Source organism: Neobacillus drentensis NBRC 102427 (genome assembly GCF_001591445.1).
GTDB lineage: Bacteria > Bacillota > Bacilli > Bacillales > Cytobacillaceae > Neobacillus > Neobacillus drentensis.
Genome location: NZ_BCUX01000003.1, coordinates 151114 through 167374, shown reverse-complemented (window position 1 = coordinate 167374; position 16261 = coordinate 151114). Strand labels below are relative to the sequence as shown.

General features: G+C 40.9%; 14 protein-coding genes. All 14 read left to right on the top strand.

Translation table 11 applies throughout. The features are described 5' to 3' along the window. Positions 1-162 precede the first annotated feature (162 nt). The 14 genes from BDR01S_RS01380 to BDR01S_RS01315 all read left to right on the top strand — a co-directional run bounded on the left by BDR01S_RS01380 (position 163) and on the right by BDR01S_RS01315 (position 16230). Positions 163-1887 (top strand): class I adenylate-forming enzyme family protein, encoded by a 1725-nt coding sequence (locus BDR01S_RS01380; RefSeq protein ID WP_235846467.1) that lies wholly within the window; start codon positions 163-165, stop codon positions 1885-1887. A gap of 27 nt (positions 1888-1914) precedes the next feature. Beyond that, the gene (locus BDR01S_RS01375) at positions 1915-2709 is read left to right on the top strand and encodes an enoyl-CoA hydratase/isomerase family protein (RefSeq protein WP_066252946.1); all 795 of its coding nucleotides are present in this window, start codon (positions 1915-1917) and stop codon (positions 2707-2709) included. A 15-nt stretch (positions 2710-2724) separates the two neighbouring features. Further along, positions 2725-3162: a VOC family protein gene (locus BDR01S_RS01370; protein ID WP_066252949.1), complete on the top strand. Its 438-nt coding sequence runs from the start codon at positions 2725-2727 to the stop codon at positions 3160-3162. Positions 3163-3230: 68 nt separating this feature from the next. After that, positions 3231-4022 carry an enoyl-CoA hydratase/isomerase family protein gene (locus tag BDR01S_RS01365; RefSeq protein ID WP_066252951.1) on the top strand — a complete coding sequence of 264 codons (792 nt, stop codon included), beginning with the start codon at positions 3231-3233 and terminating at the stop codon, positions 4020-4022. A gap of 15 nt (positions 4023-4037) precedes the next feature. Further along, positions 4038-4466: a VOC family protein gene (locus tag BDR01S_RS01360; protein WP_066252954.1), complete on the top strand. Its 429-nt coding sequence runs from the start codon at positions 4038-4040 to the stop codon at positions 4464-4466. 135 nt (positions 4467-4601) lie between these two features. Continuing rightward, positions 4602-6176 carry an ABC transporter substrate-binding protein gene (locus tag BDR01S_RS01355; RefSeq protein ID WP_066252957.1) on the top strand — a complete coding sequence of 525 codons (1575 nt, stop codon included), beginning with the start codon at positions 4602-4604 and terminating at the stop codon, positions 6174-6176. A 58-nt stretch (positions 6177-6234) separates the two neighbouring features. Further along, complete coding sequence (locus BDR01S_RS01350) at positions 6235-7185, top strand: ABC transporter permease (protein WP_066252960.1); 951 nt, start codon at positions 6235-6237, stop codon at positions 7183-7185. A 14-nt stretch (positions 7186-7199) separates the two neighbouring features. After that, complete coding sequence (locus BDR01S_RS01345) at positions 7200-8099, top strand: ABC transporter permease (protein WP_066252962.1); 900 nt, start codon at positions 7200-7202, stop codon at positions 8097-8099. A 51-nt stretch (positions 8100-8150) separates the two neighbouring features. Then, on the top strand, positions 8151-9170 hold the full coding sequence (locus tag BDR01S_RS01340) for an ABC transporter ATP-binding protein (RefSeq protein WP_066252965.1): 1020 nt from the start codon (positions 8151-8153) through the stop codon (positions 9168-9170). Beyond that, positions 9151-10164, top strand: a complete 1014-nt coding sequence (locus BDR01S_RS01335; protein WP_157406086.1) for an ABC transporter ATP-binding protein — start codon at positions 9151-9153, stop codon at positions 10162-10164. The genes BDR01S_RS01340 and BDR01S_RS01335 overlap by 20 nt, the downstream gene beginning before the upstream one ends. Positions 10165-10230: 66 nt before the next feature. Further along, positions 10231-11664: an amidohydrolase gene (locus BDR01S_RS01330; RefSeq protein ID WP_066252968.1), complete on the top strand. Its 1434-nt coding sequence runs from the start codon at positions 10231-10233 to the stop codon at positions 11662-11664. A 311-nt stretch (positions 11665-11975) separates the two neighbouring features. Beyond that, positions 11976-12986 carry an NAD(P)H-dependent flavin oxidoreductase gene (locus BDR01S_RS01325; RefSeq protein ID WP_066252971.1) on the top strand — a complete coding sequence of 337 codons (1011 nt, stop codon included), beginning with the start codon at positions 11976-11978 and terminating at the stop codon, positions 12984-12986. Continuing rightward, positions 12983-14404 carry a carotenoid oxygenase family protein gene (locus BDR01S_RS01320; protein ID WP_066252974.1) on the top strand — a complete coding sequence of 474 codons (1422 nt, stop codon included), beginning with the start codon at positions 12983-12985 and terminating at the stop codon, positions 14402-14404. Before BDR01S_RS01325 ends, BDR01S_RS01320 begins: the two co-directional genes overlap by 4 nt. 119 nt (positions 14405-14523) lie before the next feature. Then, positions 14524-16230 (top strand): class I adenylate-forming enzyme family protein, encoded by a 1707-nt coding sequence (locus BDR01S_RS01315; RefSeq protein ID WP_066252977.1) that lies wholly within the window; start codon positions 14524-14526, stop codon positions 16228-16230. Positions 16231-16261: the final 31 nt, after the last annotated feature.

Below are 16261 nucleotides of genomic sequence, written 5' to 3'. Positions count from 1 at the left end.
ATTGGCACAGTAATTGCATTGTTATATCATGAGGTTGTAACATGATAAAGCTGTTTCTGAAGTCATCATGGTTAGAAAAAGGGGAGAACACAAACACTGCAAAAATGTAAACGAATTCAACAAGTTGCAAATGTTATTATGTGTAAGTTTGGAGGGGAATTTATGGGTATGGAAATGTTTAAACAAACATTAGGGACTGAAGAAGAATCGGTTATCAAACATCTTGAAAAATGGGCAAGAGAAAAAGGAGACAAAACGTTTATCTATTACGGGGAAGACCATCGATCGATTACCTATAAGGTATTCAATGAACTGGCAAACAGTTTCGCACACAAATTAATCGACAATGGCATTCAAAAAGGTGATCGCATTTCACTATTTTTAAAAAATCCTTTCATTACATCAATTGCAATGTTTGGTATTTGGAAAGCGGGGGCTGTTTACTGTCCGATTAACTTTAATTATAAGGGCAACCTGCTTTCATATCAGATTAATGATACAGAGCCAAAAATGCTGATTACGGAAAGGCAAATGGTACCAATCATCAACGATATAAAAGATAGATTAACGTCTATACCAATCGTGCTCCATGATCCAAAAGAGTGGGAACATGATTATCAAGACGAAGTAAATATCAATCTTGATGGAAAGTTTCCTTGTCTGTTGTTTCAAGATTTTATAGTTGGGAATAATGACAATCCAAATATTGACCTCCATTATTACGATATAGCGAATATTATTTACACATCAGGTACAACAGGCCCTTCTAAAGGGGTTGCACAATCCTATCGTTGTCTTCACAGTTATACGTACCTTATCCGCTCTTTTAATAATCAAAAGGATGTCCTTTATAGTGACCTGCCGATGTATCATGTCGGAGCAGCATTTGCGAATGTTGTCAATGCCGCTTTTGTCGGGTGCACGGTTGCGATGTGGGATAAATTCAGTCCAAGTAATTTTTGGGAGCGAATTGAAATAAGCGGAGCGACAAATGCAATCCTTGTAGATGTGATGATTAATTGGTTAATGAAAGCCGCCCCAACTGAAAACGACCGTAATAATACATTGAAAAAAGTACAACTGCAGCCGCTGCCTGAATATCACAATGATTTCGCCAAACGATTTGGTATTCATTTTGTAGAAACAGAGTATGGGCAGACTGAGACCGGGGGCGGGTGTCATATAATTATTGATGAGCTTGGTGAGGAACAAGGCACTCCAATTGAACTGTATAAAGGATATACAAGGGAAGAAGTAGCCGAAATTGCCAAAAATTTAAATCTTTCTTTTCCAAAAGGTAACATAAAATTTCCAAAAGGTTTCGTAGGAGGTTCGACTCCATTTATGGAAGTAGCAATCCTAAATGAACATGATGAGGAATGTGACATTGGAGAGTCAGGACAATTTGCTTATCGCCCTCTTTTTCCGCATATCATGATGAAAGAATATTATAACAAGCCTGCAGCGACTGCAGAAGCCTTCCAAAATCTTTGGTTTCATTCAGGGGATGTAGGCTATAAGGATGAAAATGGATTCTATTATTTCGTTGACCGAATGAAAAGTTTGATAAGACATAAAGGGGAGAATATTTCATCCTATCAAGTTGAAAGTCTCATAAATCAGCATGAATTAGTTGATATATGTGCCGCTTTTCCAATTCCAGCCGAAGAGGGAGATGGGGATGATATTGTTGTCTACGTTGTTCCGAGAACAGATAAATTAAATGAAGAAACACTAAAAGAATGGGCGAGAAGAGAAATGCCTAAGTATATGTGGCCGAAGCACATTCGCATCGTTCCGGACTTGCCAAAAACCCCGACAAATAAAATTGAAAAATATAAATTAAGGGCTTTAATTTTAGAAGAGCTTCAAAAAGTTAAAATCTAAGAATTATGTTTGAAAGAGGTGGGATGATTGTTATCTACTGAAGAAACTTACGAAACGATTCTTTTTGAAAACAATAATGGGATCGCAAAAATTACGCTTAACCGTCCTGAGCAGCTGAATGCCCTAAATAATGCGATGTTACTAGATTTAGATAAGGCTGTTTCCCGGATTAAAAAGGATTCCACCATTCGGGTATTAACTATAACGGGGGCTGGGAAAGCGTTTAGTGCAGGTGGCGATGTTAAGGGGTTTGAAAACTATACCATAGGCGACATGAATCAACAAATGGAAGTTGGAAATCGAGTGATTGCGAATATTGCTAATTTAAAAATTCCAGTTATTTCAGCGATTAATGGGCATGCCGTTGGTCTTGGATTTAACTTCGCTTTAGCAGGAGATATTATCATCGCATCTGATAAGGCTAAATTCTCGCAAATTTTCATTAAAATTGGAGTCATCCCTGACGGCGGAGGTACATTTTTTCTGCCGCGACTTATTGGGTTAGCGAAAGCGAAAGAGCTGATGTTTACAGGAAGAATGATAGATGCGAAAGAAGCCTGTGATATTGGCATAGTAAGTAGGGTAGTAAATAGTGAAGGTTTTGAACAAGAAATAGAAAAGGTGGCTCATCAATTTAGCCAAGCTCCTACAAAAGCTATCGGGATTATGAAACAGTTATTGAACAAAAGTTATGATCATAATCTGCAGACAGCTCTAAGCTTTGAACAACTTGGACAAAACCTTGCTCTTGACTCAGATGATTTTAATGAAGGTGTCCAAGCTTTTATCAATAAAAGATCGCCTAAATTCTTAGGAAAATAAGAGAGGAGAATCAGTATGAATATAACGAATTCATCGAAAGTAACAAAGGTACCATATGTCGCAATTGCAGTCAAGGATCGTGACAAAGCAGCCGATTTTTTTACAAAGACGTTTGGCGGAGAGGTGCTTACTAGGTATTCAGGACCTGACTCCGACTTTTTAGGGTATAAGGATGCTTTGATTCGAATCGGGGATTTTCATCTATATTTAATGGAACCAATGGATGAAAACAGTGTTGTGGGCAAATTTATAAAAAAACGCGGGGAAGGGCTTCATCATATCGCTTTTTCCTTCCCGAATTTACAGGAAGCCGTTGAAGATTTAAGAGAAAGATCGTTAAAGGTTTTCGATTTAGGAGAAGCCACGGATGAGCTTGCTTTTCTTCATCCAAAAGATGCACATGGGGTGTTAATAGAGTTGACACCTGAGAATATTAAATACAGGAATGATTAATTTTATCTATTTTATTTGGATGAAAGAATTTTTAGGGAGAAACAATGTGGTGAAAGGTGGAGTTGAGAATGTCGAGTGTATATGAGTTCAAGACAATTTCTTTGGATGTGGAAGAAGGGATTGCTTGGATAACTTTAAACAGACCGGACAGTCTAAATGCATTAAATTTTGCTTTGATCAAGGAGTTGGATCAGGCTGTATCCTTTATTCAGGATAATAACAAAATTAGAGTTCTTGTCATTACCGGGGCTGGAAAAGCATTTTGCGCGGGTGGAGACGTGAAAGCAATGGAGACCATGACGCAGGAAGATAATCAGGAAGCGCTAAGACTAGCCAACCGTGCACTCTACAACATCGCAAATTTAGAAGTTCCTGTTATTTCTGCTGTTAATGGCTACGCCTTTGGTGCAGGTTTCAGTCTTGCTTTGGCAGGGGATGTTATTATTGCATCTGATCAGGCGAAATTTTCAGCAGCTTTTGTAAAAGTTGGTTTGGCCCCGGAAATGGGCGGATCCTATTTTCTCCCGCGTTTAATTGGATTAGCGAAAGCAAAAGAATTAGTATTCTCTGGTCGAACGCTTGATGCTCATGAGGCCTATAACTTAGGCCTTATTTCTAGAGTAGTAGGGTATGAGGAATTTAATAATGAGGTGGAAAAGGAAGTTAATAAGTTGTCTCAAGCTCCTACGAAAGCACTTGGAATTGCTAAAAAACTTCTTAATCACAGTTTAGAAAGAGATCTCAATACAACCTTAATCTATGAGCAAGTATACTGTCCGAGAGCAGCTCAAACAATGGATCATAAAGAAGCAGTTCGAGCGTTTAAAGAAAAAAGGTTACCGGTATTTACCGGTAATTAATAAAGGAGGGAAAAAATGAATACAAAAGTAACGAAAGTTCCTTACGTTGCCATTGCGGTTAAAGATATCCATAAAGCGGCCGATTTTTTTGCCAATACTTTCGGAGGGGAAATAGTAAGTAAAGGGACAGTTGAGGAAGAATTATATTTGGATTGTATGGTCAAAATTGGGGACTTCTGTCTTTACTTAATGGAGCCTATGTCGGAAGAAAGTGTAATTGGACGATACATTTCAAAAAACGGAGAAGGCCTTCATCATCTCTGTTTCACTTTTCAAGACCCTAAACTGGCTCTAGCCGAGTTAAGAGGAAAAGGGCTTCGCGTTAATAGTATCTATTTTGATGTAGATGACATCGAATTAGGTTTTATGCATCCCAAAGACTCTTTTGGAGTACTTCTTGAACTAACTCCAGAGACCGTTCCCTTACGTACAGATCTCTCATAGAATTTTTCCCTTTCTTGATAGTATTCTAGGTGAATGTATTCTTTTATTATTTAAACTCATTCAATATTTTTGTATGAATTTTTTACAAGACTATGTAGGAGCAGGTATGGCTACTAATATACGAGGAGGAAATAAATGAAGATCAAAAACAGGTTTTTTATGTTTGTAACTATATTGGTTTTAGGGGCAGTTCTATTTGGTTGTAGTGATAAAACTAGTGAAACTCCAAAAGGGAAATCCGGGGAAAATGGGGTAGTTAGTGGTGGGGAATTGAAAGTTGCCATCCCTACTCAGCCACCGACACTGGATGCACATATGACGACTGCATTAGTTACAAGAGATGTATCAAGACATATTTTTGAAACGTTAGTTGCTTTTAATGAAAACTTTGAACCGGTTCCAATGTTAGCGGAGTCGATAGATGTAAGTGATGACGGTAAAACGTATACATTTCACTTGAGAAAAGGTGTAAAGTTTCATAATGGAAAAGAAATGACTGCCGAAGATGTTTTGGTGTCAATGAATCGCTGGTTGGAAAAGTCAGGATCGGCACAAGCGGTTATTAAAGGGGCAAAATTTGAAGCTGGGGACGATGGAACGGTTTTACTTAAAGTGGAACAAGCTTCTTCATTAATCTTAAATGTGCTTGCAAGCACAAGCCAATTTGCTGCGATTATGCCGAAAGAAGTAATCGAGGCAGCTCCAGAGACAGGAGTTGAAGAGTATATTGGTACCGGACCGTTCAAATTTGTTGAATGGAAACATGATCAAAATATTCACTTAGCTAAATTCGACGGTTATCAACCAGTCGATTTACCAGCAAGTGGTTTAGCAGGTAAGAAAGAAGCTTTAGTTGATGATCTTTATTTCGAATTCGTGTCTGACAGCTCTACGAGACTAGCTGGAATTCAAACAGGTCAGTATAACATAACAGATGATATGTCAAGAGACGATTATCAACAGATGAATAGTAATCCGAATTTAAAGATGGTTACATCTTTTAGCGGATATTTATCATTGACTTTTAATAAAAATCAAGGACTTTTTACGGATATAAAAATGAGACAGGCGGTTAATGCAGCCTTGGATGTCGATAGTATATTGAAAGGAGCACTTATCGACGCTTATCGCGCGGATTCCAGTTATATGCTGAAAGAAAATGTGTTGTGGTTCAGTGAAGCAGGAAAAGAGCAATATAATCAGCATGATACTAAAAAGGCGAAACAATTACTTGAAGAAGCAGGTTATAACGGAGAAGAGATTACTATTTTGACTACCAAAGATTCCTTAGCCGCGAAAAATGCAACGATCATCGCTAAAGAACAGCTTGAGAAATTAGGAATGAAAATTAAATTGGAGATTTATGATTGGCCGACAACTGTAGCGCAGCGTGAACAGCCAGATAAATGGCAACTATTTATTAGCGGTTTCCCTCCAGTACCGACTCCTGCAGAGCTTTTATTTTTCGGTGAAAAATTTTATGGTGGGCCAGTTGATGAGAAAATTGCCGAAAAGTTGCATGCAATTAATACAGCAACTTCTATAGAGGAAGCTAAAAAAACGTGGGATGAACTTCAAGAATACTCTTGGGAATACTTACCGATTATTAAATTTGGAGACATTACTCAAGTGTTAGCTGTGGAAAAGAAGATAGATGGATTTAAATTTTTCAACGGTCCGGTTTTATGGAATACCAAAATAACAAAATAATTTGGCATTTCCTCGTCAACTATAGTTGGCGAGGAAAACTTATAAAGGAGGGGAAACGTTGAAGGCTTTTATTTTAAAGCGGGTGTTGGCGCTTCTACCCATTTTGTTTATTGTATCGATAGTCGTTTTCTTAGTTATTCATTTAACGCCTGGCGACCCTGCAACAGTGATGTTGGGAGACACAGCTACGGAGGAGCAGGTTAAAGCATTGCGCGAACAACTAGGATTAAATAATCCAATCCATGAACAATATGTTCATTGGATATCTGGTGTGTTTCAGGGGGACTTTGGCTATTCGTATTTTATGAAACAACCCGTTATGGATACAATTATTAGCCATCTTGGACCAACTGTATCGCTTGCGATTTTGGCAGAGATTATGGCAATTTTAATCGGGATTCCTTTAGGTATTATTGCTGCTACACGTAGAGGATCTGCTACAGATCAATCTTTAATGGGAGTGGCGCTGTTAGGGATTTCCGTTCCAAGCTTCTTGCTTGGACTATTTCTTGTCTTAGTGTTTGCAGTGCAACTAAGATGGTTGCCGGTTGGTGGTTACGAGCCTTTAAGTGAGGGCTTATTGCTTCATTTGAAATATTTAATTATGCCTGCAATTGCCTTGGGAAGCATGCAAATCGCTTTAACAGCTCGGATGACAAGATCTTCCTTGCTCGAAGTTCTAAATACCAATTTTATAAAAGCAGCCAGGTCAAAAGGTGTGAAAGAACGGCATGTGATTTACAGACATGCACTTCGCAATGCTTTTCTACCGATATTAACGGTTCTTGGTCAAACATTTGGAGTGTTAATTACTGGTGCTGCGGTAGTAGAAACGATTTTTAATATTCCTGGGATTGGTCAACTCATTATTAATTCAGTTGGAAGACGGGATTACTCCGTCATTCAAGGTGTTGTTTTATTTGTAACCTTTACGTACGTGTTTATTAACTTGGTGATTGATTTGTTATATGGGGTGATTGATCCACGGGTTAGGCTCGATCAGAAATAGAAAGGAGACGAGAGATGGAGGCGCTGGAAAAAAGAGAAGAACTCATTGTGATCAAGAGTAATTTGAAGAAACAACAACGACAGTTGTTTATCCGCCGTTTTTTTGCAAATAAATTAGCAGTCGTTGGTTTAGCTATTATTATATTCTTAATACTCCTTTCCATTTTGGGTCCGCTTGTTATTTCGCACGACCCTTATGGAATGAAGGTGGATGATAGATTGGGTGCTCCTAGCTCAATTCACCTTTTGGGGACAGATGAATTCGGGCGGGATTTGCTTAGCCGAATTATTTACGGAGCACAAGTATCGATGGGTGTTGGCTTTGCAGTAGCTGCTATCGCCTCTATCGTTGGTATGGCAGTAGGCTTATATGCTAGTTATTATCGCGTGTTAGATAATGTATTGATGAGAATTTGCGATGGGATTATGGCTTTCCCTGCGATTTTATTAGCGATTGCTCTTATGGCGGCTCTCGGAGCAAGTACAAATAATGTTATTTTATCGTTAAGTATCGTGTATATCCCATACATTGCCAGGGTTGTACGCTCGGCTGCGTTAGTCGTGCGGGAAGAAACGTATATAGAAGCAATGAAAGCACAAGGGGCCTCCTCATGGCGAATCATATGGCTTCACATTGCTCCAAACACACTATCTCCGCTTATTGTGCAGGCGACATTTATATTTGCTAATGCGATTATCGTTGAAGCGGCTTTAAGCTTTTTGGGGGCTGGTGTGCCAGCGCCTGATCCAAGCTGGGGGAACATTTTATACGATGGAAAAAAGGTGATTTTTACCGCATGGTGGATGGTTGTATATCCTGGGATATGCATTGTTCTTTCTGTATTAGGATTTAATTTATTTGGAGACGGTCTTCGCGATTTGTTGGATCCGCATACAAACCAAGCTAAGAAATAATCAGGCCAGAATATAAAGCGTTGAAAAAGGCTGTGATAAAGGAGGACTTCCATGCTTCAACAACCACTTTTAGAAATTAAAGAACTGAAAACGCATTTTAACACAGAAAGAGGGAGAGTAACAGCGGTAGATGGGATCAGCTTTCATCTAGAAGAAGGAGAGATTTTAGGTGTTGTCGGTGAATCGGGCTGTGGGAAAAGTGTCACATCACAATCGATTCTTAGGTTGTTTGATGAAAAATATACGGTAAAGTACGATGGCGAAATTCTATTAAATGGTTTGGACTTGTTAAAACTGCCTATGTCGAAAATGCAAAAGCTTAGGGGGAACGATGTTTCGATGATATTCCAAGATCCATTAAGTTCCTTGAATCCTGTCTATACGATAGGCTACCAAATCGCTGAATCGGTTATGCTCCATCAAAAGCTTTCCAAAAAAGCAGCATATGAAAGAGCAGTTGAAATGTTGAGGCTTACAGGTATACCTGCCCCTGAAAAGAGAGTGAACGATTATCCCCATCAATTATCAGGAGGCATGAGACAGCGCGTGATGATTGCAATGGCGCTGGCCTGCAAGCCAAAGCTGCTCATTGCTGATGAACCGACGACTGCCTTAGATGTCACGATTCAAGCGCAAATCTTGGATTTAATAATAGGTTTAAATAAAGAGTTCGGAATGAGTGTCATTTTTATCACTCACGATCTCGGAGTGGTTGCAGAAGTGTGCACGCGCGTTGTTGTGATGTATTTAGGTCAGGTCGTTGAAGAAGCGGATGTGGAGGAGCTTTTTGCCAGACCCTATCATCCATATACGAAAGGTTTAATGAAGTCCATCCCGCAAATGGATGGTGACCGGTCACAAAACTTACATGTCATTGAAGGAACGATGCCTTCGCTGCATGACATGCCCAAGGGATGTCGATTTGCCTCAAGATGTCCATACGCTGATGAACAATGCAAAGAACAAGCGCCTAAATTGGAAACCCTTCAATCGATGCATAAAGTCCGTTGTTGGCACTATGAAAAAATTGTAGAGATGGAGGAGTTGACATATGCTGATGCAAGTAGATAAAAAGCATAACACGATTCAGCCAATCATAGAACCTTCTAAGCCATTATTAGAGGTAAACGGGTTAAAGAAACACTTCTCTGTCCGAAATCCTTTGGGGCGGTTAGAAGCGACGGTAAAGGCGGTTAATAATGTCTCGTTTCAATTGCATGAAGGTCAAACATATGGCCTTGTCGGAGAATCAGGCTGCGGAAAAAGCACAACCGGCCGCACGCTATTAAGGTTAATCGAACCAACCGAGGGGGAGGCCATTTTTCAGGGCAGGGACATTTTTAAGTTAAGGAAAGACGAATTTCAGAAAATTAGACAAGATATGCAAATGGTATTTCAGGATCCATACTCCTCGCTGAATCCAAGAAAAAGGATTGGTCATACATTAGAGGAACCTCTTAAGATCCATGGGATTGGTAAAAAAAGCGAACGAGTTGATCTTGTGATGGATATTCTAGAAAAAGTGGGCTTGCGTATGGAGCATTTTTACAGATATCCACATGAATTTTCTGGTGGCCAGCGCCAGCGTATAGGGTTGGCTCGAGCTCTTATCGTTAATCCGAAGCTTGTTATTTGTGATGAGCCTGTATCAGCGCTTGATGTTTCCATTCAATCGCAAATTATTAATTTATTGCGCCGTTTGCAAGAAGAGTTAAAACTTACTTATTTATTTATTGCTCATGATATTAGCGTTGTTCGTCATATTTCTGATCGAATAGGAGTCATGTATTTGGGGCAGATGGTCGAAGATGCGCCGACCGACAGCCTGATTTCTAATCCGCTTCATCCTTACACGCAAGCGCTATTGTCAGCAGTTCCAATTGCAAAGCCTAATTTCCAAAGAGAGAGAATTATTTTAAAAGGAGAAATTCCATCACCGATGAATCCACCGTCAGGATGTATTTTTCATACAAGATGTCCAAAAGCTATGAAAATATGTAAAACGGATTTCCCGATAATAAAAGAAGTGGCTCCTGATCATTTCGTTGGCTGTCATTTATACTAAATCATTTGGGCGGTTTTTATATGAATTCCGCGGAGAGCATTATTACAAAGAAAGATGTGATGGAGAATGGGAAAATCGAACATTACTAAATGGATTGACGAGAATGAAGCTAAATTTACAGATGTGGCCAAACAAATTTGGGATTATCCTGAGGTAGGCTATAGTGAAATCTTTGCATCTACCTTGCAAATCAAAACGTTAGAAGAGGCAGGGTTTAAGGTTACTTCTGGGGTAGGTGATGTGCCAACCGCATTTGTTGCGGAATACGGAAAGGGAAAACCAATCATAGGTATTCTTGGTGAATTTGATGCTCTACCAGGATTATCTCAGCAGGCCACGCCAAATTATGCCCCTGCAGTTCCAAATGGACCAGGACATGGATGTGGACACAACTTGCTCGGAACAGCTGGGCTAGAAGCTGTGATTGCTCTTAAGGAAAGAATCGATGCGGAAAAACTGCCGGGAACGATACGATATTATGGCTGCCCAGCTGAAGAGCTGCTCTCAGGAAAAACATTTATGGCAAGGGCGGGCGTATTTGATGATTTGGATTGCGCGCTTACTTGGCATCCTGGAACGACCAATATGACAGTAAATTTCCGTACACAGGCATTAACTGCAATTGAATTTTACTTTTCCGGAAGAACGTCCCATGCCGGTGCAGCTCCACATCTAGGCCGAAGTGCACTAGACGCTGTTGAGTTAATGAATGTCGGTGCTAACTATTTACGTGAGCATGTGCCAGATGGTACCAGAATCCACTATCAGATTACGAATGGTGGGATGGCACCCAATATCGTGCCAGAACATGCTAGTGTTTATTATTTCTTGCGCGGAGCAGACCGTAAGCAAGTAAATGAATTGGAAGAAAGATTATTAAAAGTTGCCCAGGGAGCAGCTTTGATGACAGAGACCTCCGTACGCTGGGAAATTAAATCTGGATGCTACGATACATTGCCCAATGAAACTCTAAATGAGCTCATGTTTACGCAAGCGGAAGCAGCAGGACCAATGGATTTTACCAAAGAAGAAAAGAAATTCGCTGAAGAACTCCGCCAAACGGTCGATCCATCTGTGTTGGCCGCAGCTATGCACCAAGCCACAAGCGCGGATGCAAACAAAATACTCGATACGGACTTTTATCACAACAGGAAGCATTTCGGTATAACCATGGGTGGATCATCCGATGTAGGAGATGTATCTTGGATTGTTCCAATGGGGCAAATAATTACTACCTGTGTTCCGCTCGGAGTTCAATTTCATACCTGGCAGGCTACCGCCTCAGTTGGTACATCCATCGGCATGAAGGGAATGCATTATGCAGCGAAAATAATGGCATTATCTGCTTACGAATTGCTTTTGGATCAAGAAGGCATTCTTGAAAAAGCAAAAGCCGAATTCATAGCAAGTACCAAAGGGGTGAGATACAAACCAGGTGTTCCTGCTAAAGTCAAACCACCTGTATCAAAAGGAGACAAGGTTCCTGTTTCGGCAATCTGAAATACTAACTATTTATAGCTGAATAAAAGCTTCTTTCGCTCCAATCAACAGCCATTTTTAATAGATTCATATTCTAAATAGGTTCAGGCGGGGTACAAACTCTGTCTGAACTTTTTTCATTCTTTATAGCACCTTTGATAAAAAATTCATCAATTGATTCCGAAATTCATCAAAAAGAGAATAATTGATTAAATATTCATAATTTACCAGGTATTTATACTATTGGCACGGTACTTGCATTAATAAATAGTGTAGGTTGTAGTTTAATGCCACTGTGGCTGCAAAGTATGAATTAAAAGGAGAGATTGTCCATGAGTCGAAGATTGCCAAAATGGCTAACAGAAAACACAGCATTGCCAATTATTTCTGCACCGATGTTTTTAGTATCGGGACCGGAGCTTGTCTTAAGCTGCTGCAAAAATGGGGTTATTGGTTCTTTCCCTGCCCCAAATGCTCGGACCATCGATATTCTTGAGGAATGGATGACCCGACTGACAACGGAGTTAAAGGAGTACAAAGAAAGAAATCCAAACAAAAAAGTGGCTCCTTGGGCAGCAAATATCGTCGCGCATCGAAGCTATAAACGCCTCCAGGAGGAGCTTGCTCTACTGAAAAAATTTCAACCGCCGATCGTCATTACTGCACTTGGGAGTCCAATCCCTGTTATTGAAACTGTTCATTCCTACGGTGGGCTTGTGTTTGCGGATGTGAATTCAGTCAAATACGCCAAAAAAGCAGCTCAGGCTGGTGTGGATGGTTTAGTCTTAGTCAGCGCTGGGGCAGGTGGACATACCGGATCTATTACTGGCTTTGCCTTTGTAGATGCCGTTCGCGAATTTTGGGATGGTATCATTGTGTTGGCCGGAGGAATTTCTACGGGAAAAAGCATTTTAGCTGCCCAAACATTGGGAGCTGACCTCGTGTATTTGGGGACCAAGTTTATCGCAGCCAGTGAGAGTATGGCGAATGATCAATACAAGGAAATGCTCATCGAAGCAACACATGAGGATATCATTCTGACAAATGCATTTTCTGGTGTTCATGCCAATATGCTCCGGCAAAGTATTGAAAAAGCAGGCTATGATGTGAATAATCTATCGTCAAAAAAAGAAATAAACTTTGAAAATCCACATGGAGAAACAAAAGCATGGCGGGACATCTGGGCGGCCGGGCACGGCGTGGATGCGATTACAAAAACTCAACCGGCAAAAGAAATCATTCAAGAGCTTGAACAGCAATACAGGAAGGCCTATTCAGATCTTAAGCAGTCAAATGAGTGGATTCCAGCGAAACAAAAGGAAAAGGAGGAATTTATTCTATGATAGACACAAAAACCTATCAGAATCCCTATTTCCACGATGGTCTATACGCCCCGATTAAGGATGAAATGTATGTGGATGAATTAACGGTCCTTGAGGGGAAGGTTCCAACCGATTTTTACGGAGCCTATGTGCGAAACGGCCCAAACCCAAAACATGAACCTAAGGGCCGCTATCATTGGTTCGATGGGGATGGAATGCTTCATGCCGTTTATTTCGAAAGTGGAAAAGTCAGCTATCGTAATCGCTATATCCATACAAAGGCCTTCCAGCATGAAGCCATCGAAGGAAAAGCCATATGGGCAGGGTTAATGGAAGATAAAAGGCAAAATCCGTTTTTTGAAAAGGAAAAAAATACATCCAATACGGATGTTGTCTTTCATAACAATAATTTGCTGACACTTTGGTATCGGTCAGGCCAGCCCTACAAAGTTGATGCCAGAACATTGGAGACGATCGGAATAGAGGATTTTGGCGGCCGTCTGACGTGCAATATTTCGGCCCATTCGAAAGTGGATGAGGATACAGGCGAGTTTATTTTTTTCGATTATGGAAATGTGTATCCGTATATGATGTATGGCGTTGCTTCGGCAGCAGGAGAGCTAATGCATGTTGCACCGGTTGAGCTTCCGGGACCACGACTGCCGCATGATATGGCGATTACGAAAAATTACTCGATACTGATGGATTTGCCGTTATTTAATGACCCTGAATCCGCAAAATTGGGGAGATACAGTGTCAAGTTTTTCCGCGAATTGCCAAGCCGATTTGGCATTATACCGCGTTATGGCGGAGCCGAATCTATTCGCTGGTTTGAAGCAAGTCCCTGCTATATTTACCATGTGATTAATGCCTGGGAGGAAGGAGACGAGATCGTTTTAACAGGATGCCGGGTAAAAGAACCTGCTCCTCCTAGTACAAAAAAGGGCGGTCCGATTGAAAGAATGCTTGCCTTTCTTCGTGTGGATGCCCAGCTTCATTACTGGCGCTTTAATTTGAAAACAGGGCAAGTGAAAGAGGGCGAGCTATGTGACATGAACACAGAGTTTCCGGTGATTAACCTCGATTATATAGGGCAGAAATCTCGCTATTCCTATAATGTTCATATCGGTCCGGGTGAAACGGTAGAATTTGACGGGCTTGTCAAATATGACACATGGACGGGGCAATCGAAGAAGTATATGTTCGGAGAAGGCCGTTATGGTACGGAGGGGGCCTATGCACCGAAACTAAATGCCAAAGCTGAGGATGATGGTTATTTGGTGACATATGTTCATGATCAGCGAGAGAATCGATCGGAACTGATTATTATGGATGCTGCGGAATTTGAACTTGGCCCGATTGCCAGACTCCTTGTCCCGCAACATATCCCAATGGGCTTCCATGCGACGTGGATTAACGGTGAAAAGCTTTTCACGTAACAGGCTCAAGTTGGGCATAAAAGTTTGACCTGTTTTTTTAGAAAGGGCTTACTTTTGCTGACGAAAAGAAAAGTGAGCCTTCCAAAATTTACACCTCATGGCAGGGGGACGGTAGAAATATGATTCTTTCATCAGATGAACGAACTAAAGAGTATGTAGAAAAAGGCTGGTGGGGAACTGCGACCATAGAGGCGTATTTTCTTCAGCACGTTGAAGAATGGCCGGACAAGGAAGCAGTTATCGATCCGATTAACCGGGGGGCGTTATGTGGAGGTCTGACACAAAGGCTAACCTATAAAGAATTGGATCACAGGGTGAGCCGGTTAGCGGAAATTCTCCTTGAACACGGTATTGTGAAGAATGATATTGTGGCGATACATTTGCCTAATATCGTGGAACTTGTGATTTCTTATTTGGCGGTTTTGCGAGTGGGGGCGATTTCCAGTCCTTTTCCGGTCCAATATCGTGAATTTGAATGTTCCCAGCAATTGAAAATGTTAGGTGCAAAAGCAGTGATTACGATAGAGAAAATGAATCAACGTGAATATGCAGCCATGCATGTCAAAATACAAGAGCAAGTCCCATTGGTTCAACATGTTTTTGTATTTGGGGATGATGTTCCCAAAGGGGCGATTTCGATTCATACAGACGGGATGGATTCAGAGTTTACGAGATTGAAAGCCTATCGTGAAACGATTGAAATAACAGCGGATGATATATTCACCATTTGCTGGACATCTGGAACAGAGGGTAAACCAAAGGGGGTCCCAAGAAGCCATAATGAATGGTTTATCAGTGCTTATGGAACGGTAGATGCCGCTCAACTAACGGGAGATGACCACATTCTAAATACCTTTCCGATGGTGAATATGGCGGGTATCGGTGGGATGCTGATTCCTTGGTTATTATCAGGGGGAAAATTGGTGCTGCATCATCCCTTCGATTTACCCTCATTTCTTCAGCAGGTTGAACAGGAAACGATTACGTACACACTAATTCCACCTGCCTTACTAAATATGATGCTAAAAAATCAAGCCATGCTAAATGGAAAGGACATTACCTCACTGAGGGCTGTTGGAACAGGATCTGCTCCTTTGACCCCATGGATGATTGCTGGTTGGAAGGAAAAGTACGGCGTGGACATTATCAATTACTTTGGCTCAAATGAAGGGGCGGCATTTTTAAGTAGTCCGAATGATATCCCCGATCCAGAAATGCGATCAAAATATTTTCCGAGATTTGGAGTCAAAGGATTCAACTGGGACAACCGAATTTCTGAAAGGATTGAAAGTAAGATTGTAGATATAGAGACAGGGGAGGAAATTACAGAATCACTTCACCCTGGTGAGCTGCGGATTAGAGGGGCCAGTCTGTTTGCTGGATATTGGAAATCAGACGAAATAAATCAAACGTCATTTGATCAAGAGGGATACTTTTGTACAGGGGATTTATTTGAGATTGCTGGAGATCAAAATCAATATTATCGAGTTGTTGGACGAGTCAAGGATGTAATCAACCGCGGAGGATTAAAGATATCACCTGAGGAGCTGGAAGGATTGCTTCAAGGCCATCCAATGGTGGAAGATGTGGCTGTCGTCTCTTATCCGGATCCAATTATGGGTGAAAATGTATGCGCTTGCGTCGTTCCAAGAGAGTCTGTTGAAATCAAGCTGGAGGAACTTGTTGCATTTTTACGGGAGAAACAGATTGCTTCTTATAAATTGCCGGAGCGATTGGTCCTTTTGGAGCAGTTGCCGCGAAATCCGGTAGGGAAAATCTTGAAGAATCAGCTCCGGGAGATGGTGAAGGGTGAACGAGTAAATTAAGTAGTTTTATTTTTAAGAAAGGAGTGTGAGA

Excerpts from the sequence above, each read along its gene's own strand:
- BDR01S_RS01380 (WP_235846467.1), top strand. The coding sequence starts at position 163 with ATGGGTATGGAAATGTTTAAACAAACATTAGGGACTGAAGAAGAATCG.
- BDR01S_RS01370 (WP_066252949.1), top strand. The coding sequence starts at position 2,725 with ATGAATATAACGAATTCATCGAAAGTAACAAAGGTACCATATGTCGCA.
- BDR01S_RS01365 (WP_066252951.1), top strand. The coding sequence starts at position 3,231 with ATGTCGAGTGTATATGAGTTCAAGACAATTTCTTTGGATGTGGAAGAA.
- BDR01S_RS01360 (WP_066252954.1), top strand. The coding sequence starts at position 4,038 with ATGAATACAAAAGTAACGAAAGTTCCTTACGTTGCCATTGCGGTTAAA.
- BDR01S_RS01355 (WP_066252957.1), top strand. The coding sequence starts at position 4,602 with ATGAAGATCAAAAACAGGTTTTTTATGTTTGTAACTATATTGGTTTTA.
- BDR01S_RS01345 (WP_066252962.1), top strand. The coding sequence starts at position 7,200 with ATGGAGGCGCTGGAAAAAAGAGAAGAACTCATTGTGATCAAGAGTAAT.
- BDR01S_RS01340 (WP_066252965.1), top strand. The coding sequence starts at position 8,151 with ATGCTTCAACAACCACTTTTAGAAATTAAAGAACTGAAAACGCATTTT.
- BDR01S_RS01335 (WP_157406086.1), top strand. The coding sequence starts at position 9,151 with ATGCTGATGCAAGTAGATAAAAAGCATAACACGATTCAGCCAATCATA.
- BDR01S_RS01330 (WP_066252968.1), top strand. The coding sequence starts at position 10,231 with ATGGGAAAATCGAACATTACTAAATGGATTGACGAGAATGAAGCTAAA.
- BDR01S_RS01325 (WP_066252971.1), top strand. The coding sequence starts at position 11,976 with ATGAGTCGAAGATTGCCAAAATGGCTAACAGAAAACACAGCATTGCCA.
- BDR01S_RS01320 (WP_066252974.1), top strand. The coding sequence starts at position 12,983 with ATGATAGACACAAAAACCTATCAGAATCCCTATTTCCACGATGGTCTA.
- BDR01S_RS01315 (WP_066252977.1), top strand. The coding sequence starts at position 14,524 with ATGATTCTTTCATCAGATGAACGAACTAAAGAGTATGTAGAAAAAGGC.